At 63.9% G+C, this 21201-nt stretch carries 18 protein-coding genes; 8 read left to right on the forward strand and 10 right to left on the reverse strand.

Annotated elements, in window-relative coordinates; all coding sequences use genetic code 11:
* Nucleotides 1-3: 3 nt before the first annotated feature.
* Nucleotides 4-753: a hypothetical protein gene (locus DUGA2_RS29325; protein ID WP_070272885.1), complete on the reverse strand. Its 750-nt coding sequence runs from the start codon at nucleotides 751-753 to the stop codon at nucleotides 4-6.
* 139 nt (nucleotides 754-892) lie between these two features.
* Between DUGA2_RS29325 and DUGA2_RS29330 the strand changes: the two genes are divergently transcribed.
* Entirely contained in the window at nucleotides 893-1102 is a 210-nt protein-coding gene (locus DUGA2_RS29330; RefSeq protein ID WP_070272928.1) for a hypothetical protein, read from the forward strand.
* Between the two features lie 46 nt (nucleotides 1103-1148).
* On the opposite strand, the gene DUGA2_RS29335 is transcribed toward DUGA2_RS29330, so the two are convergent.
* Nucleotides 1149-2561 carry an OmpP1/FadL family transporter gene (locus DUGA2_RS29335; protein WP_070272886.1) on the reverse strand — a complete coding sequence of 471 codons (1413 nt, stop codon included), beginning with the start codon at nucleotides 2559-2561 and terminating at the stop codon, nucleotides 1149-1151.
* Nucleotides 2562-2922: 361 nt separating this feature from the next.
* Between DUGA2_RS29335 and DUGA2_RS29340 the strand changes: the two genes are divergently transcribed.
* Nucleotides 2923-4011: an FxDxF family PEP-CTERM protein gene (locus tag DUGA2_RS29340; protein ID WP_070272887.1), complete on the forward strand. Its 1089-nt coding sequence runs from the start codon at nucleotides 2923-2925 to the stop codon at nucleotides 4009-4011.
* Between the two features lie 55 nt (nucleotides 4012-4066).
* On the opposite strand, the gene DUGA2_RS29345 is transcribed toward DUGA2_RS29340, so the two are convergent.
* The 3 genes from DUGA2_RS29345 to DUGA2_RS29355 all read right to left on the reverse strand — a co-directional run bounded on the left by DUGA2_RS29345 (nucleotide 4067) and on the right by DUGA2_RS29355 (nucleotide 9194).
* Nucleotides 4067-7288, reverse strand: a complete 3222-nt coding sequence (locus DUGA2_RS29345; RefSeq protein ID WP_070272888.1) for an efflux RND transporter permease subunit — start codon at nucleotides 7286-7288, stop codon at nucleotides 4067-4069.
* 3 nt (nucleotides 7289-7291) lie between these two features.
* Nucleotides 7292-8503 carry an efflux RND transporter periplasmic adaptor subunit gene (locus tag DUGA2_RS29350; protein ID WP_070272889.1) on the reverse strand — a complete coding sequence of 404 codons (1212 nt, stop codon included), beginning with the start codon at nucleotides 8501-8503 and terminating at the stop codon, nucleotides 7292-7294.
* Nucleotides 8504-8759: 256 nt separating this feature from the next.
* The gene (locus DUGA2_RS29355) at nucleotides 8760-9194 is read right to left on the reverse strand and encodes a divergent PAP2 family protein (RefSeq protein WP_070272890.1); all 435 of its coding nucleotides are present in this window, start codon (nucleotides 9192-9194) and stop codon (nucleotides 8760-8762) included.
* Between the two features lie 108 nt (nucleotides 9195-9302).
* Here DUGA2_RS29355 and DUGA2_RS29360 point away from each other — a divergent pair, with 108 nt between their 5' ends.
* The 3 genes from DUGA2_RS29360 (at nucleotide 9303) to DUGA2_RS29370 (ending at nucleotide 11817) form a co-directional block, all read left to right on the forward strand.
* Nucleotides 9303-10361: a DUF475 domain-containing protein gene (locus DUGA2_RS29360; RefSeq protein ID WP_070272891.1), complete on the forward strand. Its 1059-nt coding sequence runs from the start codon at nucleotides 9303-9305 to the stop codon at nucleotides 10359-10361.
* 36 nt (nucleotides 10362-10397) lie between these two features.
* Entirely contained in the window at nucleotides 10398-10769 is a 372-nt protein-coding gene (locus tag DUGA2_RS29365) for a hypothetical protein (protein WP_008446623.1), read from the forward strand.
* An 85-nt stretch (nucleotides 10770-10854) separates the two neighbouring features.
* Nucleotides 10855-11817, forward strand: a complete 963-nt coding sequence (locus DUGA2_RS29370) for a hypothetical protein (protein WP_070272892.1) — start codon at nucleotides 10855-10857, stop codon at nucleotides 11815-11817.
* Nucleotides 11818-11907: 90 nt separating this feature from the next.
* On the opposite strand, the gene DUGA2_RS29375 is transcribed toward DUGA2_RS29370, so the two are convergent.
* Together DUGA2_RS29375 and DUGA2_RS29380 are read right to left on the reverse strand one after the other, a co-directional pair.
* A complete protein-coding gene (locus DUGA2_RS29375; RefSeq protein ID WP_070272893.1) occupies nucleotides 11908-14220 on the reverse strand; it encodes a hypothetical protein in 2313 nt (770 codons plus the stop codon).
* 115 nt (nucleotides 14221-14335) lie between these two features.
* Entirely contained in the window at nucleotides 14336-15424 is a 1089-nt protein-coding gene (locus DUGA2_RS29380) for a serine/threonine protein kinase (protein WP_070272894.1), read from the reverse strand.
* Between the two features lie 63 nt (nucleotides 15425-15487).
* Here DUGA2_RS29380 and DUGA2_RS29385 point away from each other — a divergent pair, with 63 nt between their 5' ends.
* Nucleotides 15488-16183 (forward strand): UPF0149 family protein, encoded by a 696-nt coding sequence (locus DUGA2_RS29385; RefSeq protein ID WP_070272895.1) that lies wholly within the window; start codon nucleotides 15488-15490, stop codon nucleotides 16181-16183.
* Between the two features lie 4 nt (nucleotides 16184-16187).
* Complete coding sequence (locus tag DUGA2_RS29390; RefSeq protein WP_070272896.1) at nucleotides 16188-17036, forward strand: dienelactone hydrolase family protein; 849 nt, start codon at nucleotides 16188-16190, stop codon at nucleotides 17034-17036.
* A 23-nt stretch (nucleotides 17037-17059) separates the two neighbouring features.
* Here the strand turns inward: DUGA2_RS29390 and DUGA2_RS32995 are convergent, their stop codons facing one another.
* Genes DUGA2_RS32995 through DUGA2_RS29405 form a run of 3 tightly spaced genes read right to left on the reverse strand, consistent with a single transcriptional unit; the run spans nucleotide 17060 to nucleotide 18990 of the window.
* Nucleotides 17060-18046, reverse strand: a complete 987-nt coding sequence (locus tag DUGA2_RS32995; protein WP_071658997.1) for a dienelactone hydrolase family protein — start codon at nucleotides 18044-18046, stop codon at nucleotides 17060-17062.
* Between the two features lie 58 nt (nucleotides 18047-18104).
* Nucleotides 18105-18431, reverse strand: coding sequence for a transcriptional regulator (locus DUGA2_RS29400; RefSeq protein WP_070272898.1), 327 nt, complete (start codon nucleotides 18429-18431; stop codon nucleotides 18105-18107).
* A gap of 1 nt (nucleotide 18432) precedes the next feature.
* Complete coding sequence (locus DUGA2_RS29405) at nucleotides 18433-18990, reverse strand: hypothetical protein (protein WP_141753419.1); 558 nt, start codon at nucleotides 18988-18990, stop codon at nucleotides 18433-18435.
* Between the two features lie 298 nt (nucleotides 18991-19288).
* Between DUGA2_RS29405 and DUGA2_RS29410 the strand changes: the two genes are divergently transcribed.
* Nucleotides 19289-21196: a DUF1800 family protein gene (locus tag DUGA2_RS29410; protein WP_070272900.1), complete on the forward strand. Its 1908-nt coding sequence runs from the start codon at nucleotides 19289-19291 to the stop codon at nucleotides 21194-21196.
* Nucleotides 21197-21201: the final 5 nt, after the last annotated feature.

The raw sequence follows: 21201 nt of genomic DNA on the forward strand, positions 1-21201 counted from the left end.
CGCTTATTTTGCGTCGATGGTGAAGCTGATGCCGCCGACGGTTTCCGTCAGCTGGATCCGGGTCAGCTTCGGTATGCCTGCCGCCGAGATGGTGTAGGTCGTGCCGGTAGAGCCCAGCGACTTATTCGTCGCATCGAAAACGTTGCTCAGCATTTGGAAATTGAGGCTGTTGCCATCGCTGCCCGCGGTCGTGACATAGGTGATCTTTTGCGTGCTGGTCAGCGTGCGCTTGGTGCTGTCCGTGTAGCAGCTGAACGACGCCAGGTCGCCGGTCTGCCCGGCGGTGGCGGTGGCCGGATAGGCTGCCGTGCTGCTCGCAACGCAATAAGCCCCGCTCTCATTCGAGCCGACCGGCGTGTACTGGGCGTTCACATACAGCTGGCTGGACGTGGTCAGCGGGCTCGTCGTGCCATTGCCGGAGATGGTTCCGCTGAGCGTTTCCGTGGCTTGCTGCACGGCGGCGCCGTTGAACGTCGCATTGACGACCGCGCCGAGCGTGTACGTCAGCGTGCCCGTCAGCGGATACGTGGTGGAGCCATTGGTGGTGCTGCCCGAGACCGTCAGCGTCGACTGCAGGCCGTGCGTGAAGGCGTAGGCCAGCCCTTGCTGGACCGGGAAGCTGGCGACGACCGGCGCCGGGGCCACCTCCACGTTCGATGCGCCGCCACCGCCGCCACCGCACGCGGTCAAGGTCAAGCCAAGCAGGCAAGCCGCCGCCATCGGTGCGGTTTTTTTCAGTAAAGTCATGGTCATCTGGTTTCTCTGAACAAAGAATGCCAGCTTAGCATTGTTGCTGCACGTCAAATCTATTCAATAATAACCGGCGCAGGCCAAGGGAACCGCCGGCCGCCAGCACGGTCTAATTTTTTCCCTGCATTGAAAGGAAAAAATGATGACTACCTTGACCTTCCGTCTTTTACTGGGCGCCGCCATGTCGCTGGCCTTGCTGGGCGGCTGCAACAAGCGCCCGGCCGACCAGCCGCCCACGCCCAGCGTGACCACGCCGGCCACGCCATCGGACACCACCACGCCAGCGCCGGCGCCGGCCACCACACCGCCGGCGCAGAACAGCAGCGCACCACCGCCGACCACGAATCAATAGGCGTAAAAAAAGGGCCCGAAGGCCCTTTGCGCTACGCAGTCCGGTATCAGAACTTGTAGTTGTAGGCGATGCCGATCAGCGACAGATGGGTCTGATAAGTACCGCGGGTGGTTTCGCCGTTACCCGTGCAAGTGGTGGCCAGCGGGTTGCACTTGTTGGTGTAGTTGATGTTCGCGTCCTTGAAGTCCAGGAAGCTGTACGCCAGGTCGATCGACGAACGCGGGCTCAGCTTCCAGTTGGCGCCGATCGAGTACTGCATGCGGTCGCTGTCCGGCAGGGCTGGGTGGGTCAGCTCGGCGTTCTGCACAGGCGACTGGTCGTAGGCCACGCCGGCGCGCAGCGTCAGGTTTTCGTTGTAGGCGTAGTTGCCGCCCAGAGAAACGCGCACGGTGTTCTTCCACTGCTGGCGTATGACTTCGGCGCCTTCGGAGGTGCCCGGGAACTGGATGTCCAGGTCGCCCAGACGGTTGTGGCGCACGAAGGTCACGTCCGCCATGCCGGCCCACTTGGAGTCGAACTGGTGGAAGGCGTTGACCGACAGGGTCTCAGGGGTGCGCAGCTCAACCAGCGCGGCCGAGTTGACCTTGTGCGACGCGGCCTGCAGCACGCCGTTGACGATAGGGTCGTCGGTCACTTTCGAGAAGTCCCACACGGTGCTGCCGCGCAGCTTGTGCACGATAGGCGAGCGGTACGACACGCCAAAGCGGGTGTTCTGGTCCAGCGTGAACAGATAGCCCAGGTTGAAGCCCCAGCCCCAGTCCTTGCCGTCGTTCGAACCGTGGGCGTCGCGCGTCGCGCGCAGCAGCGCAGGGTTGCCGCCCAGTGCAGCGATCTGCTTGGCCAGCGCGGCGGAATTCGGCGTACCGGCCAGCGCGGCGACCGAACCCGGCACGTCCACGGCCTGGCCCAGATTGGCTTTCATGAATTCGGCGTCGATGCCGAAGCCGAAGGCGTGGTGTTCGTTCAGCTTGAACGAAGCCGACGGGTTCAGCGTGACCGATTCCAGCTTGACGTCGGACAGCGCGTAGCGGCCGGTCCAGGTGTTGCCGTATTGGATCTTGGTACCGTATGGCACGAACATGCCCAGGCCGACGGCCCACTGGTCGTTCAGTTTTTTGCTTGCGTAGAACGATGGCGCCGTGACCGAGCTCGGTACATAGTCGCTGGCCGCGGTGCCGCCGGTCGGGGTGCCGGTGAAGCGGGTCGAGCCGCTGTCGGTGAAGGTCGAGTGCGGTACGACCACGGTGGCGCCGGCGGTGATCTGCAGGCCATCCAGGCGGGACATGCCGGCCGGGTTGGAGAAGATGGTGGTGGCATCGTTGGCTTCGGCGGCATTGGATTCAGCCGTGCCTTGGCCGGCCACGCTCTGCGAACCGAAACGATAACCGGATGCCTGGGCGCTCACGGACATGGCGCCGAGCGCGGCGGCAATGATCAGGGGGAGGTATTTGTGTTGCATCTGTGGTCTCACTTTTATAGGTTGGCGCGGAGCGCCAGGTTTTTTCTGGATTCTTGCGCCGAACCCGGTGCAGGAAGAGAGGCAGCATACTACATTTATAAAACGAATAAAAAGGCAAGCCGTTAGAGGAAAAATTCTAATTAAACACTTGTAACCGAGCACTTGCTCTGCATACCAGAAGTCAAAAAAGGGGTACGGAGTTTTTTATTTAGTGTCAAAAAACAACGACTTATCGATTTCCGGCGCGCCCAGGTCGAATTGCATCGAATGTTTTGCATAAAATGTAAAGCAATAATTACAATTACTAATTTCACAACGCCGCTGCAGCCATGGAGAAACTATGCACGCCAGAGTACCTGTAATGGCAACACTGACCGTGGCGATACTGGTGGCCTTTGCCAGTAGCGCCACCGCCGCAACGTCACAGTACAGCCTGAGCCAACTGACGCCATTCAATGGCGGCGCCGGTTCGAGCGCCACGTCGATCAACCGCGCTGGCCAGATCACCGGCAATATCGACGGTCAAGCCGTCATCTGGAGCGGTTCGACGCTTACCTACCTGAACTGGGGCGGCGCTCCGACCAACGGCAACGCCATCAACGATCTGGGCCAGGTCGCAGGCAATGCGCAGTTCGGTTCTGTGTCGAAGGCGGCCCGCTGGGCCGGCGGCCAGCCGTCCGACTTGCCCCCCACCGGCACCGACTCGATGGCCTTCGGCATCAACCACGCAGGAACGGTGGTCGGGTATGCGTCTGGATCGCTGCCCGGCCAGATCGCTACGCAGGCCATTGTGTGGAGCGGCGCCCAGGCTACCGTACTGGCTTCCCTCAGCGGGGGCAAGAACACCAGCGAAGCGATCGCCATTAACAACGCCGGGATGATCGTCGGCGGCTCTTTTGTCAACAGCAGCGGTAGTATGCGGCACGCCGTCAGCTGGAGCGCGGGCGCAGGCACGATCACCGACCTCGGCACTCTGGGCGGACCGAATAGCTGGGCAACCGCCATCAATGACGCGGGCGTCATCGCCGGATGGGCCAGCATCAGCGGCAATCTGGCCAATCATGCGGTACTGTGGAACGGCGCAGCGCTGCATGATCTCGGCACAGGCAGCATGGACAGCGCCGTCGCCACAGGCATCAACAACGTCGGCCAGACGGTGGGCTATACGCGTAATACCGCCTCGACGATCTACCACGCCACGTTGTGGAACGGCGACACCGCGGTCGACTTGAACAGCTACCTCAGCCCTGAACTGGCCAGCGAGGGCTGGGTGTTGCAAAGAGCGACCGGCATCAACGACCTGGGTCAGATCGTCGGGATCGCTTCCAACGGCAGGTTCGCCAGCCAGGCCTTCCTGCTGAGCCCTGTACCCGAGGCCGACGGCTACGCCATGCTGCTGGCCGGCCTGGGGCTGGTCGGATGGATGGCGCGCCGACGCAAGGCGGCGTAAGCCCCTCCTCCCCCCAAAAAAAACAGGCCCCGTCAGGGGCCTGTTTCAGTTCAGCTTAGTGCGGGTCCAACGCTCCCGACGGCACCGCGCGGCCTCCCTTGCCGGTCACTTTGTAGATCACCCACATCACCATGCGGAACACGAAACGCACGAAGATCAGCGTCAGCACGCCCTCGATCAGGGTCATGACCAGGGCCGGACCGGCCGTCCAGCGCGCGGCGCGGCGGTGGAACTTGGCGATGGCGCGGTCCTTGGCGATCTCGATGCTGTCGTAGAAGGTCGGCACCACCAGCAAGGTCAGGATGGTCGAGGTGATGGTGCCGCCGATGATGGCGATCGCCAGCGGACGGTAGAACTCGCCGCCCTCGCCCAGGCCCAGCGCGACCGGGAACATGCCGGCGATCAGCGCGAACGTGGTCATCAGGATAGGACGCAGACGCATGCGGCCCGCATACATCAGCGCGTCTTCGCGGCCGTAGCCCTCTTCCTCGCGCTTGCGCGCCGCGTCCAGCAGCAGGATGGCGTTCTTGGCGACCAGGCCCATCAGCATGATGACGCCGATAAAGCTCATCAGGTTGAGCGTGCCGCCGGTGATCAGCAGCGCCACCACCACGCCGATCAGCGACAGCGGCAGCGACAGCATCACCGCCACCGGCGCCGTGAACGAACCGAACTGCATGACCAGGATCAGGTACATCAGGCCGATGCCCATGACCAGCGCGATGCCCATTTCCGTGAACAGCTCGGTCTGGTTCTTGCCGTCGCCGCCCAGGTCCAGGCCATAGCCCGGCGGGAAGTCGATCGATTTGGCCAGCTTCATGGCGTCGGCGGTCACTTCACCCGGCGAACGGCCCTGCACGTTGGCCGACACGGTCACGGTGCGTTTGCCGTTCTTGTGCTCGATGGTGGACGGACCCTTGCCCATCGTGATCGTGGCGATCTGGTCCAGCGGCACCATCTGGTTGGTGCCCGTGACCGAGATCGGCAGGCGCTCGATGTTTTCCGAGTTGACGCGGTCTTCCGGCGCCAGGCGCACCGCGACGTCGCGCGATTCGCCGGTCGGGTCGACCCAGTCGCCCACTTCGACGCCGGCAAACGCCACCCGCAGCGATTGCGCCGCATCGTTGACCGAAATGCCCATGGAGTTGGCCAGGCCGCGATTGAGTTCGATCTGCAACTCGTTCTTCGGATCCTGCTGCGACAGGCCGACGTCCACCGCGCCCGGAATCTGGCGCAGCTTGTCCATATAGGCGTTGGTGATCTCCATCAGGCGGCGCGAATCCGGGCCGGTGAATTCGATCTGCACCGGCTTGCCCGAGTTGCCCAGGTCGTCGATGACCGAAATCTCGGCGCCGGCGATATGGCTCATCTTCTCGCGCAGTTCGGCGCCGATCTGGAAGGCGGTGCGCTTGCGGTACTGGCGCTTGCCGATATCGAGGTAGATGCGGCCGCCGCCGGCGCCGATGTTGGAGTTGGTGTCCTTGGTTTCAGGAATCGTGCGAGCGATGGCCGCGATGGTTTCCATCTTGCGGCGCGCGATCTCCACGCTGCCCGACGGCGGCATGCGCACGTCGATGGCGATGGTGCTGCGGTCGGCCGCCGGCAGGAAGCTCGAACCGCCCCACTTGGCATGCAGCACGATGGCGCCGACGAAGGTGCCGAAGGCGATCGCCGCCATCCAGCGACGATGGTGCAGCGCCCAGGCGATCACGCGGCCGTAGCGGTCGGACTGGTGGTCGAACCAGTCGTTGAATTTCTGCAGGAACTTGCCCAGGCCTTTTTTCGGCGCCGTGTGGTGGTCGACCGGGTCGCCCCAGTAGGCCGACAACATCGGATCGAGCGTGAACGAGATGCCCAGGCTGACCAGCACCGAGCACGTCACCGTCAGCGCGAACGGACGGAACCATTCACCGGAAATGCCGGGCATGAAGGCCACCGGTATGAACACGGCGATGATCGAGAAGGTGGTCGCGGCCACGGCCAGGCCGATCTCGGCCGTGCCATTGAGCGCCGCCGTGCGGCGGTCGAAGCCCATCTGCATGTGGCGCACGATGTTTTCGCGCACCACGATGGCGTCGTCGATCAGCACGCCGATCGCCAGCGACAGGCCCAGCAGCGTCATGAAGTTCAGCGTGAAGCCGCACAGCCACACCGCGATGAAGGCCGCCACCACCGAGGTCGGCAGGCTCAGCGCGGTGATCAGCGTCGAACGCCACGAGTTCAGGAAGGCGTACACCACGAAGATGGTCAGCACCGCGCCCAGCACCAGCGATTCGATCACGTTGTTCAGGCTGCGCTGCGAATCGTCGCCGCCGTCGCGGGTGATCTCCAGCTTGGTGCCTTGCGGCAGCGTGGCGTTGACCGCCTTGATTTCCTCGCGCAGCTTGGCCGCCACCGACACCGTGCTGGCGTCGCGCGAGCGGGAGATGGCGATACCGACGTTGGGCTTGCCGCTGCGGATGCTCAGGCCGTTGATTTCGGCGAAGCCATCCTCGATGGTCGCCAGCTGCGCCAGCCGCACCACTTCGTCGCCGCGGCGCTTGACCACCACGCCCTCGAATTCGCGCGGGGTGATGATGCGGCCCACCAGGCGGATGCTCTTCTCGTCCAGCACGCCGCGCACCTTGCCCACCGGCGCATTGGTGTTCTGGTTGCGCAGCGCGTTGACCACCTCGCTGACCGAGACGTTATATTCACGCAGCTTTTCCGCGTGCAGCAGCACCGACAGCTCGCGCTTGAGCGAACCGTTGACCTGCACCTGCGACACGCCATCCACCGCGCGGAAGCGGTCGGACAAGGTGTCCTCGGCCAGGCGCGAAATCTCGGCGTGGCTCTGGCTGGTCGACGACAGCGAGATCTGCATCACCGGATCGGAGGCCGGATCGATGCGCTGCAGGATGGGCTCGCGCATCTCGGTCGGCAGCTTGTAGCGCACCGAGGCGATCGCGTTGCGGATCTCGTCGGACGCCTCGATCAGGTTCTTCTTGAAGCTGAACTCGATGAAGATCTGCGCCGAACCCTCGTTGGCGGTGCTCTCGAGCTTGGTCGCGCCGGAAATGACCAGCAGCGGCTTTTCCAGGCGGTTGACGATCTCGCGCTCGACCGTGTCGGGCGAGGCGCCCGGATACGGCACGCTGACGATGATGAACGGCACCTCGACGTCCGGATTCTGGTTGACGCGCAGCTTCTTCAGCGCCAGCAAGCCCAGGCACATCATGGCGACGATCAGGACGATGGTCGCGATCGGCCGTTTGATACTGAAATCGGATAAGAACATGGATTAGTTCCCTTTCGGTGCGGTGCTCGGCGCCGGCGCGGCCGAGGCCTGGGCCGCGCCGTTGCCGGCCGGCGCCACTTTCGATGCCGCCAGTTCGACGCCCTGGCCCTCTTTGTAGCCGGAGTTCGGCACGCGCAGCACGCGGTCGCCGGCGGCCAGGCCGCTGCGCACTTCCCACTGGCCGGTGCGCGGATCGCGCACGCCGATGTTCAGCACCACCTTGTTGAGCGCCTTGCCGTTGACGCGCCAGGTGTAGTTCTGGTCGCCGTTGACCACCATCGCCGAATCGGGAATCATCAGCGCATTGGAGACGTCGGATTCGACGCGGCCTTCGGCGTACAGGCCGGCCACGCCCGGCATGTCCTTGCCGGCGAACTCGACCAGCACCTCGACCTGGCGCGTGACGGCGTTGGCCGACGGGTCGACCCGCTTCACGCGGCCGCTGAAATCGCGGTTCTGGTAGCCGTTGATGCGGAAGCGCACCGGCTGGCCGACCTTGACCACGCCGATCTTGTCGGCCGAGACCAGGCCTTCGAAGCGCATGCTGGACGGGTCGATCACCTTGATCAGTTCCTTGCCGATGGCGGCGGTGTCGCCGTTGGAGACCTTGCGCTCGCTGACGATGCCGTCGAACGGCGCGCGCACCAGCGTGCGGGTCAGCTGCTGGTGGGCCGCGACCGAGCGCGACTTGGCGCCGGCCAGCTCGCTCTGGGCGTTGTTGCGGCGGATCTCGGAATCCTCCAGCGCCTGGGTCGACACCATGCCCGACGAGCGCAAGGTCTTCTGGCGCTCGAACATGCGGGTGGCCTGCTCCAGCGACTGCTGGGCGGCGCGGGTGGCTTCGTCGGCCGAGTTCAGCGCATCGCGGATCGAGGTTTCATCCAGGCGCACCAGGATGTCGCCCTTCTTCACGGACTCGCCGTTTTCTTTCATTACTTGCAACACCACGGCGCTGACTTCGGCGCGCAGGTCGGCCTTGCGCTCGGGCTGGACCGAACCGGTGATGACCGGACCGGAGGCCAGCGCGTTCGATTCGATGGTCAACAGATCCTCGGGCGCCAGCGACAGCACGGCCGGGGTGGCGTTTTTGCCATCCTTGGACGCGGTGGCGGTGGCCGAGGCGCTGGCGCCCGCCTTTTCAGGCTCCTTGGAGGACTTGCCGCAGGCAACCAAGGCTGAAGCGACGGCGAGAGCTAGAAGGGTTTTGCGCAACATACAGTTCTCCGGGAAATTGGCACGTGGGTGCACGAATGCTTTAAATTGTTAGCCAGACTACAGGGCGCAGAGTATCTCCGAGTGTCCGGAAACGGTCAATGAACGTGCGACTGGACGGCAAAATATGTGGCTGAATTGCCAAATACTGGGATGAACGGTGAAATCTCAGGATAGCCGGGAGCGGCTAAAAGAACAGCAAAACCGGGAGCGCAGAAACCCGCACGGCGCGACAGGGGTCGGACCCCGCCTTATGGGGTTAGCCGCGGCCGAACACGGCGTGGATGAGGTGGGCGATGGCGATACCGGTGCACAGGCCGCCGGCGATCTCCACCAGCGTATGGCCCATGCGCTCGCGCAGCCAGGTGTGGCCCTTGGCCTTGATGCCCTCGTCCGCCGCCAGGCGGTTGATCGCCGCCGCCTGCTTGCCGACGTGCTGGCGCAGGCTGTTGGCGTCGATAATCACGATAAAGCACAGCGTCACGGCCACGCCGAAGGCCGGATGGCCGATGCCCTCGCGCAGCGCGATCAGGGTCGCCATGCTGGACACCACGGCGCTGTGGTTGCTGGGGAAGCCGCCGTTGCCGACCAGCTTGAAGGCCCATTTACGCGCCTTGGCGCTATTGATCAGAAACTTGATCGGTCCGACCGTGATCCAGGTAATCAGCGGGGTGACGAGATAAGCGATGTCCATCGGTGGTTCCTTTGCATTTTTGTGGCGCAATTATCGCAGATGGCCCCACAGCGGCGGAAGCAAGTAATATAAAATCCCCGCATTGTTCACATTTCTATAAAAACAACGATGCAACACTTCAGAGTCTCTTTCGCCGTTACCTTGGTCCTGATGGCGCTGGCCGCCTGGTGGGGTTACAACCATGGCGGCACCGCCGGCCTGCTGCAAGCGGTGTGGATCGCCGGCGTGCTGGGCGTGATGGAAGTATCGCTCTCCTTCGACAACGCGGTGGTCAACGCCTCGGTGCTGCGGCATTGGGACGCGTTCTGGCAAAAGCTGTTCCTGACGGTCGGCATCCTGGTGGCCGTGTTCGGCATGCGGCTGCTGTTCCCGCTGCTGATCGTCTCGCTGGCCACCGGCCTGGGCCTGATGGACGTGTGGCAGATGGCTACCGCCAACCCCGCCGAGTACGCGCGCCACCTGACCGGCGCCCACGCCCAGGTCGCGGCCTTCGGCGGCGCCTTCCTGCTGCTGGTCTTCCTGAACTTCCTGTTCGACGACGACAAGGAACTGCACTGGCTGGGCTGGCTGGAAAAGAAACTGGGCCAGCACGGCACCGAGATGCTGGGCGTGCTGCTGGCGCTGGCCGCGGTGTTCGGCTGCGTCGGCCTGGTGCCGGTGGAGGAAAAGTACACGGTCCTGGCGGCCGGCGTGATCGGCGTGGTGGTCTACCTGGCGGTCGGCTGGATCAGCACGCTGCTGGAAGAAGATCCGCCGGAAGACGACGACGACCTCACCGAAGCCGGCGTCGGCGCGGTGGTGGCGACGGTGGCGCGCGGCAGCTTCGGCGGCTTCCTGTACCTGGAAGTGCTGGACGCCTCGTTCAGCTTCGACGGCGTGATCGGCGCCTTCGCCATCACCAGCGACGTCGTCATCATCATGCTGGGCCTGGCCATCGGCGCCATGTTCGTGCGTTCGCTGACGGTGTTCCTGGTGCACAAGGGCACGCTGGACGAATACGTCTACCTGGAGCACGGCGCCCACTACGCCATCGGCATCCTGGCCTTGATCATGCTGGCCAGCGTCAAGTACCACATTCCGGAATGGTTCACGGGTTTGTCGGGCGTGGCCTTCATCGCGGTATCGCTGTGGTCATCGATACGCCACAAACGCCGGCTGGCCGCGTGATAAGATTAAAAACATTGCACTCAACCCAAGCGATCCATGACCACCTCCAAACGCGTAATCCTCTACCTCATCGGCCTGGTGATAGCCGCCCTGCTGATCTTTGCCGCCTACACCTGGGTCATGCTGCACGTCTCCTACTCGGACGGCGAGCGGGCCGGCTACCTGCAGAAGTTCTCCAGCCGTGGCTGGGTCTGCAAGACCTGGGAAGGCGAAATCCTGCTGACCTCGATGCCGGGCGCCATCCCTGAAAAGTTCGAATTCAGCGTGCGCGAGGAAGCCGTCGCCCAGCAGCTGATGGCGGCCACCGGCAAGCGCGTGGTCCTCAGCTACGCCCAGCACAAGGGCGTGCCGAGCCAGTGCTTCGGCGAGACCGAGTACTACATCACCAAGGTCCAGATCCAGCCTTGATCATTGCCGCAGCGTCAACATGGCGCTGCTTTTGCGGCGTTTCCGGTAAGTTAAGCAGTATTGCCTGCCGAAACCGGAACCGCCCATGTCCCTTCCCCGCTCCTACCTCCCGCTACTCGCAGCGCTGCTGACGGGTGCCGCCGCGCACGCGCAAGACCTGTCGATGCAGGGCGGCGCCCTGCGCGTCAGCGGCAAGAACCAGAATTCGTTCGCGGTCGGCGTCAACTACGCGCAGCCGGTCGGCGACTATCTGGCGCTGAGCCTGGGCTACCTGAACGAGGGCCATCCGCGCAACCACCACCGGGACGGCGTCTCCGGCCAGGTGTGGCTGCGTTCGCGCATCAACGAGCAAGGCTGGTCGTGGGGCGTGGGCGCCGGGCAGTACTATTTCTTCGACACGTCGCGGCCGCGCGGCGGCGGTGAGGCCTATATCAACGACCACGGCTGGGCGCCTATCTACAGCGTGCAAGCCACCTGGCACGACGACAGCCGCTGGTACGCGCAAGTGCAGCTGAACCGGGTGGTGCCGAGCGGCGCCAAGGATCCGACCACGTCGCTGCTGGTGGGCGGCGGCTACCGTTTCGACAGCGTGCGCGGCGACAAGCTGCACCTGGACGGCGGCGCCAGCACCGACGACACGCTGACGGTGCTGGCCGGGCAAAGCATCGTCAACAGCCTGGAGTCGGAGCGGTCGCGGGCGGGCAGCGTCGAGTACCGGCGGGCGGTGGGGCGATACGTGGACTGGACCGTCAGCGCACTCAGCGAGGGCACCTCGGCCGGCACGCACCGCACCGGCGTGGCGACGCAGCTGTGGCTGATCCGGTCATTGAACCGGGAGGTGGAACTGGGCATGGGCATCGGGCCCTACCTGGCGTTCGAAGTGCACGACGTGCCGGGCACGCGCTCGCACAAGGCGGGGCTGGTGTCGGCGGCGGGGCGCTACCACTTCAGCAAGCGGCTGGTGGGCACGCTGTCGCTGAACCGCGTCGTCACCGACTATCACCGCGACGCCGACCTGTTGCTGGTCGGCCTGGGCTACAGTTACTAACCCGGGGTCAAGTCTGACATTCGGACACGAGCTCTACCGTAGTGATCTTTACGGTAGAGCTCGTGTCCGAATGTCAGACTTGACCCCGGATTAGCGGGCGCGCCAGACGGCTTTGCCGGCTTCGGCCGGCGGGGCCAGACGGGCGGCTTCCTTGCGGGCGCGGGCGGCGTCCAGCGTGGCGACGACTGCGCCCTCTTCCGCCTGCTTGCATTCGCCAGCCGCCGCAACCACCTTGGCCTGCACCGCCGCCAGCGCTTTCTGCGCGGCTGCATGGCGACGGGTTTCCAGTTCCAGCAACTTCTGCTTGGCGGCCGTCATCGCGGCCGTGGTGTCGGCCACCTTGCGCTGCATCGCGGCGTGCGCCTGGGCGGCTTCCAGCAGGGCCAGCTGCGCGGCGGCCTTGTCGGCCACGGCCTGCGTCGCCGCTTGTTCGGCCTGCTCGCGCTGGTGCATGGTGTCGGCTTCTGCCTGCTCGGCGTCGGCGCGCTGACGTGCGCAGGTGGCCACATTCCGCTCCGCTTCCAGACGGCCGGCGATGGCTTTCGATGCGCGGATTTCCGAGGCGGTGGTCAAACGCTGCTGCGTCAGCTTCTGGTCGATCAGCGCCAGCGACTGGCGCTCGGTTTCGACGAATTCGCGTTCGGCCAGCAGCAGCGCTTCGGCAGCGGCGGCCTTCTCCTGCTCGACGCGCGCACGTTCCGCATGCACCACGCCCAGCTCGACGGCAAGACGGGCCTGCGCCGCCAGCGCCTGCGCGGCGATGGCTTTCTGCTCGGCTTCCCGCGAGACCTGCTCCGCCATCATGCGGGCGGCTTCGGCTTCCTTGTCGGCGGCGGCGGCCAGGCGCTGCTCGGCTTCCTGCTGCTGACGATAGGCTTCGGTCTGCGAGCGTTCGGCGGCGATGCGGTGCTGGGCGGCGTCGCTGGCGTCCTGCTCGGCTTCCAGTTTTTCCTTCAGCGCGGCGATGGCTTGCTGCTCGGCGGCGGCGCGAGCCTGCTCAGCCCGCAGCAACACCTCGGCCTGTTCAGCCTTCTGCTGCGCCAGCGCGTTGGCGGCGTTCTGCGCTTCGACATGCAGCGCCAGCGTGGCGATTTCCTGTTGCTCGGCGGCGTTCTGGCTGGCGCCCAGCTCGGCGGCGGCACGCGACAAGGCGGCGCGCTCCTCGGCCTGCTCGGCGGCGCGCTGCTGCTCCAGCAGATCGGCACGGGCGGCTTCGGCGGCGGCCTGGTCGGCGGCCTGGCGCAGCTTGGCCTGCTCCAGGGCCTGCGCTTCGGCTTCGACCTTGGCGTGGGTATGCAGCTCGGCCTCCTGCTCGGCCTGCACGCGGGCCAGCGCGACGGCGCGCAGCTGGCTGTCCACCTCGATACGCGCTTCGGTGGCGGCCAGGATGCTGGCGTCGGCGTCGCGGCGGGCCTGCGCGCTGGCGGCAGCCACCATTTCCAGACGTTCGCGATGGATAGCCGCGTCGCGGATTTCCTTTTCGGTTTGCAAACGCAGATGCAGCGATTGCGCGGCGCTGCGTTCGGATTCGGCCTTGGCCAGCGCGATCTGCTCACGCTCCTGCTCCAGGTGAGCCAGGGCGCGGGCCTCTTCCAGCGCGCGCACTTCGGCGGCGGCGCGATTGAAGGCCGATTCCAGCGCGATCTGGTCGGCGCGTTCGCGCTGCACGGTCAGGTCCAGCGCTTCGGCTTCGGCTTGCACCAGCATCTGCGCAGTCTGGCGGGCGGCGTAGGCGTGGCGCTCGCGTTCGCGCGCCAGCGTCGCCACGCGGGCATCGGCGGAGGCGATACCGACCACTTCTTCCTTGGCGGCCTGCACGGCGGCCACGCGCTCCACCGCTTGCAGGCGGGCTTGTTCGGTTTGTGCCGCCAGTTCTTCGGCGGCGCGGGCGGCCTGCTCGGCCAGTTCCGATTCGGCGGCGATCTGTTCATGCGCGCGCTTGCGGCTTTCGCTCTCGACCTTGGCGCGCTGTTCGGCGGCGACGCGGATTTGCGTGTCGGCCTCGACGCGGGCGCGCAGTTCGGCGGTTTCCTGTTTGACGGCGTCCAGGCGGGCGACGCTGGCCTGGGCGGCGGCGCGCAGCGATTCGAGGCGTTCGCGGTTGGCGGCGATCGCGTCTTCCGACGCCTGGGCATTTTGCAGCGCGACGGCGGCGGCGGCGGCGTCCATGGCGGCGCGGTCTTCGGCCAGTGCGCGGGCGCGGGCTTCGGCGTGGGCGCGGCTTTCGGCGGCGCAGGCGGCCTTGGCCTCGGCCTCAACCCGGGCGATGGCTTCCTGGATAGCCTTCATTTCCATCGCGGCGCGCGGGGTGTGGGTGGCTTCGTCCGGATCATGCAGCGACACCATGGGGAGCAGTGTGACGCTGTCTTGTGCGCTGTCTTGTTTGGCCAGTTGTGCTTGCATGAGGTTCTCGCTAGACGATATGTCCCGGCACCAACCGGGACTTCTGAGTTCTCATTATCAAGCAGGGGGCAGACAAGCCGAACCGCAAGAAGAGCGGGAAAAACCCGCCAATTCCCTAGATCGGCAGCGGCGGCTCGTCCATCAGCGAGATCTGCTCCTTCAGTTCCAGGATGCGGTCTTGCCAGTAGCGCTGGGTGTTAAACCAAGGGAAAGCCACCGGGAAGGCCGGATCGTCCCAACGCCGCGCCAGCCAGGCCGAGTAATGGATCAGCCGCAGCGTGCGCAGCGCCTCGACCAGGTGCAGCTGGCGCGGGTCGAATTCGCAGAAATCCTCGTAGCCGGCCAGGATGTCGCACATCTGTCGCACCTGGTCGGCGCGGTCGCCGGACAACATCATCCACAAGTCCTGGATCGCCGGCCCCATGCGGCTGTCGTCGAAGTCGACGAAATGCGGGCCGGCGTCGGTCCACAGCACGTTGCCGCCGTGGCAGTCGCCGTGCAGGCGCAGCTGCGGCAGCTCGCCGGCGCGCTCGTAGCTGCGGCGCACGCCGTCCAGCGCCTGCGCCGAGACGCTGGCGTAGGCTTCCCGCAAATCGGCCGGAATAAACTGATTGGCCTGCAAAAACTCGCAGGGCTCGGTGCCGAAGGTGGCGATGTCGATCGCCGGCCGTTCCTGGTAGGGCTGGATCGCGCCCACCGCGTGGATGCGGGCGATGAAGCGCCCGGTCCACTCCAGCACCGACGGATCGCTCAACTCCGGCGCGCGGCCGCCGTGGCGGGTGAACACGGCGAAGCGGAAGCCGTTGAAATGATGCAGCGTGGCCCGGTCCGGGCCCAGCGGCAGCGCCGGCACCACCGGGATCTCGCGCGCGGCCAGCTCCTCGGTGAAGGCGTGCTCTTCGAGGATGGCGGCGTCGCTCCAGCGGCCGGGGCGGTAAAACTTCACCACCAGCGGCTTGTCGTCCTCGATGCCGACCTGGTAGACCCGGTTTTCATAGCTGTTCAGCGCCAGCAGGCGGCCATCGCCGCGCAAGCCTATGCTGTCGAGGGCGTCGAGCACGCACTCGGGATTGAGCGCCGAATACGGATGCGGCGGCTGTTCCTGCGGGCTGTCGCCCGCCCCGGTCTGCGGCTCGGCCATGCTGGCGGCCAGGGCCGCAGCGCGGGCGTCTTCTGCTTCGTCGTCGAAATGATCTTGGTTCATCCCCGCATTGTAAGGGGCGCGGCGTGTATACTGTCGGCTTCAATCCAATAAAAAGAGCAAGCCATGCAACTCGACCAGCCACTGAGCGAAAAAGAATTCGACGAATTGGACAACTTCCTGTTGTCCGACCGCAGCCCTGAAGATGCAATGACGATGGATATGCTGCACGGCTATCTGACCGCCATCGCCATCGGCCCGGAACCCATCATGCCCGCGGAGTGGCTGAAGCGTGTCTGGGGCCAGGAAGACACCGACATCCCGAAATTCAAGAACGAAAAGGAAGAGGAACGCATCCTCAACCTGATCATGCGTTTCATGAACGAAGTGCTGGTGACGTTCGAAGTGGCGCCTAAGGAATTCGAGCCGCTGTTCGTCGAGCACGAGCACGAAGGCCAGACGCTGATCGACGCCGAAGCCTGGTGCTGGGGCTTCTGGGAAGGCATGGAGCTGCGTCCGGGTTCGTGGGACGAGATCTGGGAATCGGACGTGCAGGAGCTGATGAAGCCGATCTACCTGCTGGGCGCCGACGAGATCGAGGAAGAGGAACTGCCGCTGGTGGAAGATCCGGTCAAGGCGCACAAGCTGGCGCAGGAACTGGAAGCCAACCTGCCGACCATCTACAAGTTCTGGGTGCCGCGCCGCAAGCCGGCCGTCACCACCCTGGTGCGCGAAGAGCCTAAAGTCGGCCGCAACGACGACTGCCCTTGCGGCAGCGGCAAGAAGTACAAGAAGTGCCACGGCGCGGAATCGGCCGAGTAAGCCGATGACCTTGCGTGGTGCGGTCCTTGCGCTGGCGACGGCGCTGCTGGCGGCGACCTGCGCGTTCGCCGCGCAGCCGGAGCTGGTCCGCGACCGCACCACGCCAGCCAGCCAGGCCGCCGATGCGGCCCTGCTGCAATCGCTGGACCACGACGTTTTCCTCGAAGGTAGCTACGCCGGCCCGACCGGCAAGCTGGTGTATCGGCTGATGCCACCCGCCACTGTGCAGCAAGGCCGGCGCTATCCGCTGGTCATCGTGCTGCACGGCTCCGGCGCGATAGGCAATGACAACATCCGCCAACTGGGCGCGTTGGCGATGTCCTGGTCCGCACCGGCGCTCCGCAAGCGCTTTCCCACCTACGTGCTGGCGCCGCAATTTGCCGAGCGCAGCGCCAACTACAAGCCGTCCGCCGTGGATGGCCTGCTGGCAGCCCAGCCCGGCCCCAACCTGCCCAGCCTGCTCGCGCTGGTGGAACAATTGAAACCACAGTTCGCCATCGACAGCGACCGCATCTACGTGACCGGCTTTTCGATGGGCGCATCCGCCGCCACCCAGGCGGTGCTGCAAAACAGCGGCATGTTCGCCGCCGCTGCGGCCTTCTCCGGCATCGCCCCGGAACGCGCCGCCGCCGCGCAGCTGAAGGACTTGCCGCTGCTGCTGGTCCACGGCAATGCCGATACCGAAAACTCCATCGTAGCCGACCGCGCAATGTTCGCTGCCTTGCAGCGCCAGCCGGGCGGCGCCAGGGCGCGTTTCATCGAGTATCAGGGCATGGAGCACATGGTGCCGCCCGACATGCTGTTCTCGCCGGACTGGCGCGACTGGCTGTTCGCCCAGCGCAAGGCGCATTGAGGGCTCGGCATATGCACGCGCTTTCAGTGCGTACTTCTTAATGCCTTGTTAAAAAACCCTAACACCGACGCGTTGAATGTGGAATGGAACGCCATGCGATCGAATCCCGGGATGCTTTGACAAATAGCGGGCGCACGCTCAGTTAGCGCAGCATTGCACGGCGCAAGAAAATCAAAATGCCCGGCGTTCGGGACAACATGATATTCAGGTGCTCGCGGCAACGCTGCGCGCACTATTTCAGCATACCAAGGATGAGGCAAAAGAGTATCGTCCTCGGCGCGCCAAAGTTGAACCGGGACTGTCACTCTTTGAAGGCCTTGGCCCGCAAAGGTAAAGCCTAGGGCTGGTGCGGCCACAACGGCAGCTCTGATACGCGCATCCGAGACAGAAGTCTGCTGCGCAGCCAGCAAATTCAGCGGCGCCGTTGTCTGGCGCCTTAGCATCTGGCAGGCAAAATCGCCGATATGCTCCCGGCAGAACGGAACTATTTGCTTGAGATCCGGTACGCCGCCAATGCTGACCAAAGCCGTGAATCCACCAGCAGAGAATCCGAACATCCCAATACGCGCAGGGTCGATCTGAGCATGGTCTTTCCAACTGCCGACCATGTAATCGATCACAAGACTGATCTGTTTTGGCCTGTCCATGATAAAAGCGCTGCGGCTCTGATCTGCATAGTTATCGCCCGCATGGGTCACGGCGGCGACAACGTACCCTGCTTCGGCCAAGGCTATGGCGGTATCATAATGTCCAAGGAAAGAACTGCCGGTTCCATGCGAGATAACAATCAATGGCAGGTGGTCCCCTTCCAATGGTCCATTGGCGGCAACATTTTGAGCAACAAGCCCTATTGACGCCTGCGTCGGCTTCCCTGTGCTGGGATACCAGATACCGACTTCCAGACCTGAGCCTTCCAGCGTGCGATGCTGGAACCCGACGGCATAGACACTATGAGTACACAACGTAACTAAAAGACTGAATACGACATGAAGGATTCTGATATTTTTCATTATTTTCATTTTTTAAAATTCGATTAGGTGCCGATGGCTGCAGTGCGTGCATTGCAGATCAACTTTCAAAGCCACTCTCTGGAGCCGTTGCGGCCGCCCCGCTCAAAATGGCCTGCAATTCCGTGAGATAGAAATCAAAGGCGATATGTCCCGCTGGAGAAAGCGAAATTCGCGTGCGTGGCCGCTTGGCGACGTAACCTTTATCCACGATTAGCAGCCCGGCATTTTCCAGCGTATTAATATGAGCGCCGAAATTTCCATCTGTCATATTCACGATATCGCGCAGCCTGACAAAATCTATCCACTCACCGTTCGGCAACGCCTTCATCGCTGCCATGATCTTCAGGCGCGTGGGCTGATGAATAAGTTCACTGGCCTTGTTCATATTAAATCCGTTTGAGCCAAAGGCCTGTTCCAATTAATAATCCACCGCCGGCCAGCGACATCCAGAGAAAGAAGTAATCTTTGAAAATAACATAACCGACGAGCATCACGGCAGCCAGCAGTGCGCCCGCCATGACGATGCGCCACCGGCCTGAAGCGAGTCCCCCGACAACATAGATCATTGCCAAAGTCAGTGCGATGAATGCGGCAATTTGCTCCGGGTGAGCGGGCCTTAAAATAAAAAAAGCCGCCCAGAAAAATAGGCCGAAGGCTACTGAAATGGCGATATAGCGGAGCCCAGCGGAATTCGACTGCGCATGCCGGTAGCGCCGCAACACGATCGCAAGCCCGAGTGCTACTCCAATTATGTCGAGAACTGTCCATATCAAGCCTGACCGGTGAGGGTTCCACTGGTTAAGACCGAAACCCAACAACCAGATGGTTCCCCATAAAATCAGGTAAGGGGCCGCCAAAGCATAGCTATGTAAATTTGCACTGCGACGCTTGGTTGCTTCGACTGCTTTTAGAGCGGTTTGCGCTTGCTCAACACTGATTTTCATAATTATCCAATCCAAGAACTGAGTTTACTCTATGTCATAGAGCACTCTGCGTCAACGAAAAAATCATTTGATGAACGTGCCAGATTCCAAACGATGCCGACACGGGAATAGCGGCTACGGAGGCGCACCCGCTGTCACAACCATAGTTTGTCCAGCTGACGCAAATTGTCAGCATCCGGCTGACAATTTTTGTCCACCACTGGCAAATTTTGTCGCCGATCCAGCCAAATCAAGCATTTCGCCACTGGCACAGATGTTGCCAGATGATATGCATCGTCTAAAAAACAGGGAGATGTCGATGTCATTTTTACCCGCACGCGTCTGGCCCGTCGCCTGCCTGCTGAGCCTGAGCGGCTCGGTGTGGGCCGCCACCGCCACCGTCGAAAGCACCGCCAAAGGCCCCGTCGCGCTGGGCAGCAAAGTCTGGTTCCTCGGAAAAGTCGATGGCCAGGGCGTCTACATGAACTTCGCCGTCAACGGCATCCCCGGCGGCAACGCCACCTACGGCAGGCTCAATTCGCAGAATGGCGAATACGTCGCGCCGTCGGTGCTGCCGTCCAACGTGGTCATCACGATCACCGGCACTACCACCAAGGACGCCAAGGTCGGCCCCAACCTGTCCGCCAGCACCACGCTGACGCTGAAGAAGGCCGCCACGCCGACGCCAACGCCCACCCCGACGCCGTCGCCCGAGCCAAGCCCGAGCCCGAGCCCGAGCCCGACACCAACGCCTGCGCCCACGCCCTCGCCCGTCCCGCCACCGATTGGCCAACAGCCCGCGCCGGACGCCGCCAGGATCAGCGCCGTGCGCCTGCTGGAGCAAGCGACCTTCGGCGCCACGCCGGCCGACGTCGCCGCGATCAAGGCCAACGGCCAGGCCGCCTGGCTCAAGCAGCAGTTCGCCCTGCCGGCCAGCGCCATCCCGGTGACGACCGACATGACCCTGCTGCAAAACACCTGGTACAAGAACATGGCCACCGGCCCCGATCAGCTGCGCCAGCGCATGATCTTCGCCCTGTCGCAACTGTTCGTCGTCTCCGCCGACAAGAACCCCTACGCCAACGAAATCCAACCCTGGCTGACCACCATCTCCAACAACGCCTTCGGCAACTTCAACACGCTGCTGCGCGAGATGACGCTCAATCCGGCGATGGGCAAATACCTCGACCTCGGCAACAGCATCACGCCATCGCCGAACGAAAACTACGCCCGCGAAGTGATGCAGCTGTTCACGCTGGGCCCGGTCCTGCTGAACCAGGACGGCAGCGTGCAAACCGACCGCAACGGCGATCCCATCCCCACCTACGACCAGGCCCGCATCAGCGACTTCGCGCGCGCGCTGAGCGGCTGGACCTATGCGGGCAACAGCGCCACCGGCATCAACTGGGAAAACTTCAGCGGCCCGCTGCAACCGCGCGACAAATTCCACTACAAGGGCGCCAAGACCCTGCTGCTGGGCGCGGTGCTGCCCGCAGGCCAGACCGCCATGCAGGATCTGGACGGCGTGATGCAGAACCTGTTCCAGCATCCCAACCTGCCGCCCTTCATCGCCACGCGCCTGATACGCGCCTTCGTCACCAGCAACCCCAGCCCGGCCTACATCGCCCGCGTGGCCGACGTGTTCGCCTACGGCGCGGCCGGACGCGGCGACCTGCAAGCGACGCTGACCGCCGTGCTCACGGATCCCGAAGCGCGCCAGGACCAGCCCGCCGCCACGCAAGGCCATCTGAAAGACCCGATGCTGCAATCGCTCGGCCTGTTCCGCACCCTGGGCGCGAGCATCGCCGATCCGCGCAACCTGTTCTGGGATTACTTCCTGCTGGGCCAGAAGATCACGGCCGCGCCGAGCGTGTTCAACTTCTACTCGCCGATGACGCGCCTGCCCGGCTCGCCGCAATACTACGGTCCCGAGTTCCAGCTGTATGCGCCCAGCCTGGCCGTGGCGCGCGCCAACTTCCTGTACAAGTTCATCTCCGGCGAATACAAGGGCATGGTCAACGTCGACCTCGCCCCCTTCGTCAGCGTGGCCGGCGACGCCACCGCATTGATTAACCTGGTCGACGCCACCTTGCTGGCAGGCCGCATGTCGGCCACGGCGCGGCAAGCGATAGGCGGCGCCATCAACGCCTCCGCCGACCCGCGCCAGCGCGCCATCACCGCGCTCTACCTCGCCGCCATCAGCGCCGAATTCGCCGTCGCACAATAAGGACC

This window comes from Duganella sp. HH101 (assembly GCF_001758795.1).
GTDB classification, from domain to species: domain Bacteria; phylum Pseudomonadota; class Gammaproteobacteria; order Burkholderiales; family Burkholderiaceae_D; genus Rugamonas; species Rugamonas rivuli.

What these genes read in the sequence shown, in the direction of transcription:
- DUGA2_RS29345 (WP_070272888.1), bottom strand. Translation starts at nt 7,288, where the DNA reads ATGTTCTTATCCGATTTCAGTATCAAACGGCCGATCGCGACCATCGTC.
- DUGA2_RS29325 (WP_070272885.1), bottom strand. Translation starts at nt 753, where the DNA reads ATGACCATGACTTTACTGAAAAAAACCGCACCGATGGCGGCGGCTTGC.
- DUGA2_RS29365 (WP_008446623.1), top strand. Translation starts at nt 10,398, where the DNA reads ATGACCACCTCCAAACGCGTAATCCTCTACCTCATCGGCCTGGTGATA.
- DUGA2_RS29335 (WP_070272886.1), bottom strand. Translation starts at nt 2,561, where the DNA reads ATGCAACACAAATACCTCCCCCTGATCATTGCCGCCGCGCTCGGCGCC.
- DUGA2_RS29405 (WP_141753419.1), bottom strand. Translation starts at nt 18,990, where the DNA reads ATGAAAATCAGTGTTGAGCAAGCGCAAACCGCTCTAAAAGCAGTCGAA.
- DUGA2_RS29330 (WP_070272928.1), top strand. Translation starts at nt 893, where the DNA reads ATGACTACCTTGACCTTCCGTCTTTTACTGGGCGCCGCCATGTCGCTG.
- DUGA2_RS29380 (WP_070272894.1), bottom strand. Translation starts at nt 15,424, where the DNA reads ATGAACCAAGATCATTTCGACGACGAAGCAGAAGACGCCCGCGCTGCG.
- DUGA2_RS29355 (WP_070272890.1), bottom strand. Translation starts at nt 9,194, where the DNA reads ATGGACATCGCTTATCTCGTCACCCCGCTGATTACCTGGATCACGGTC.
- DUGA2_RS29410 (WP_070272900.1), top strand. Translation starts at nt 19,289, where the DNA reads ATGTCATTTTTACCCGCACGCGTCTGGCCCGTCGCCTGCCTGCTGAGC.
- DUGA2_RS29360 (WP_070272891.1), top strand. Translation starts at nt 9,303, where the DNA reads ATGCAACACTTCAGAGTCTCTTTCGCCGTTACCTTGGTCCTGATGGCG.
- DUGA2_RS29375 (WP_070272893.1), bottom strand. Translation starts at nt 14,220, where the DNA reads ATGCAAGCACAACTGGCCAAACAAGACAGCGCACAAGACAGCGTCACA.
- DUGA2_RS29350 (WP_070272889.1), bottom strand. Translation starts at nt 8,503, where the DNA reads ATGTTGCGCAAAACCCTTCTAGCTCTCGCCGTCGCTTCAGCCTTGGTT.
- DUGA2_RS29390 (WP_070272896.1), top strand. Translation starts at nt 16,188, where the DNA reads ATGACCTTGCGTGGTGCGGTCCTTGCGCTGGCGACGGCGCTGCTGGCG.
- DUGA2_RS32995 (WP_071658997.1), bottom strand. Translation starts at nt 18,046, where the DNA reads ATGAAAAATATCAGAATCCTTCATGTCGTATTCAGTCTTTTAGTTACG.
- DUGA2_RS29340 (WP_070272887.1), top strand. Translation starts at nt 2,923, where the DNA reads ATGGCAACACTGACCGTGGCGATACTGGTGGCCTTTGCCAGTAGCGCC.
- DUGA2_RS29385 (WP_070272895.1), top strand. Translation starts at nt 15,488, where the DNA reads ATGCAACTCGACCAGCCACTGAGCGAAAAAGAATTCGACGAATTGGAC.
- DUGA2_RS29370 (WP_070272892.1), top strand. Translation starts at nt 10,855, where the DNA reads ATGTCCCTTCCCCGCTCCTACCTCCCGCTACTCGCAGCGCTGCTGACG.
- DUGA2_RS29400 (WP_070272898.1), bottom strand. Translation starts at nt 18,431, where the DNA reads ATGAACAAGGCCAGTGAACTTATTCATCAGCCCACGCGCCTGAAGATC.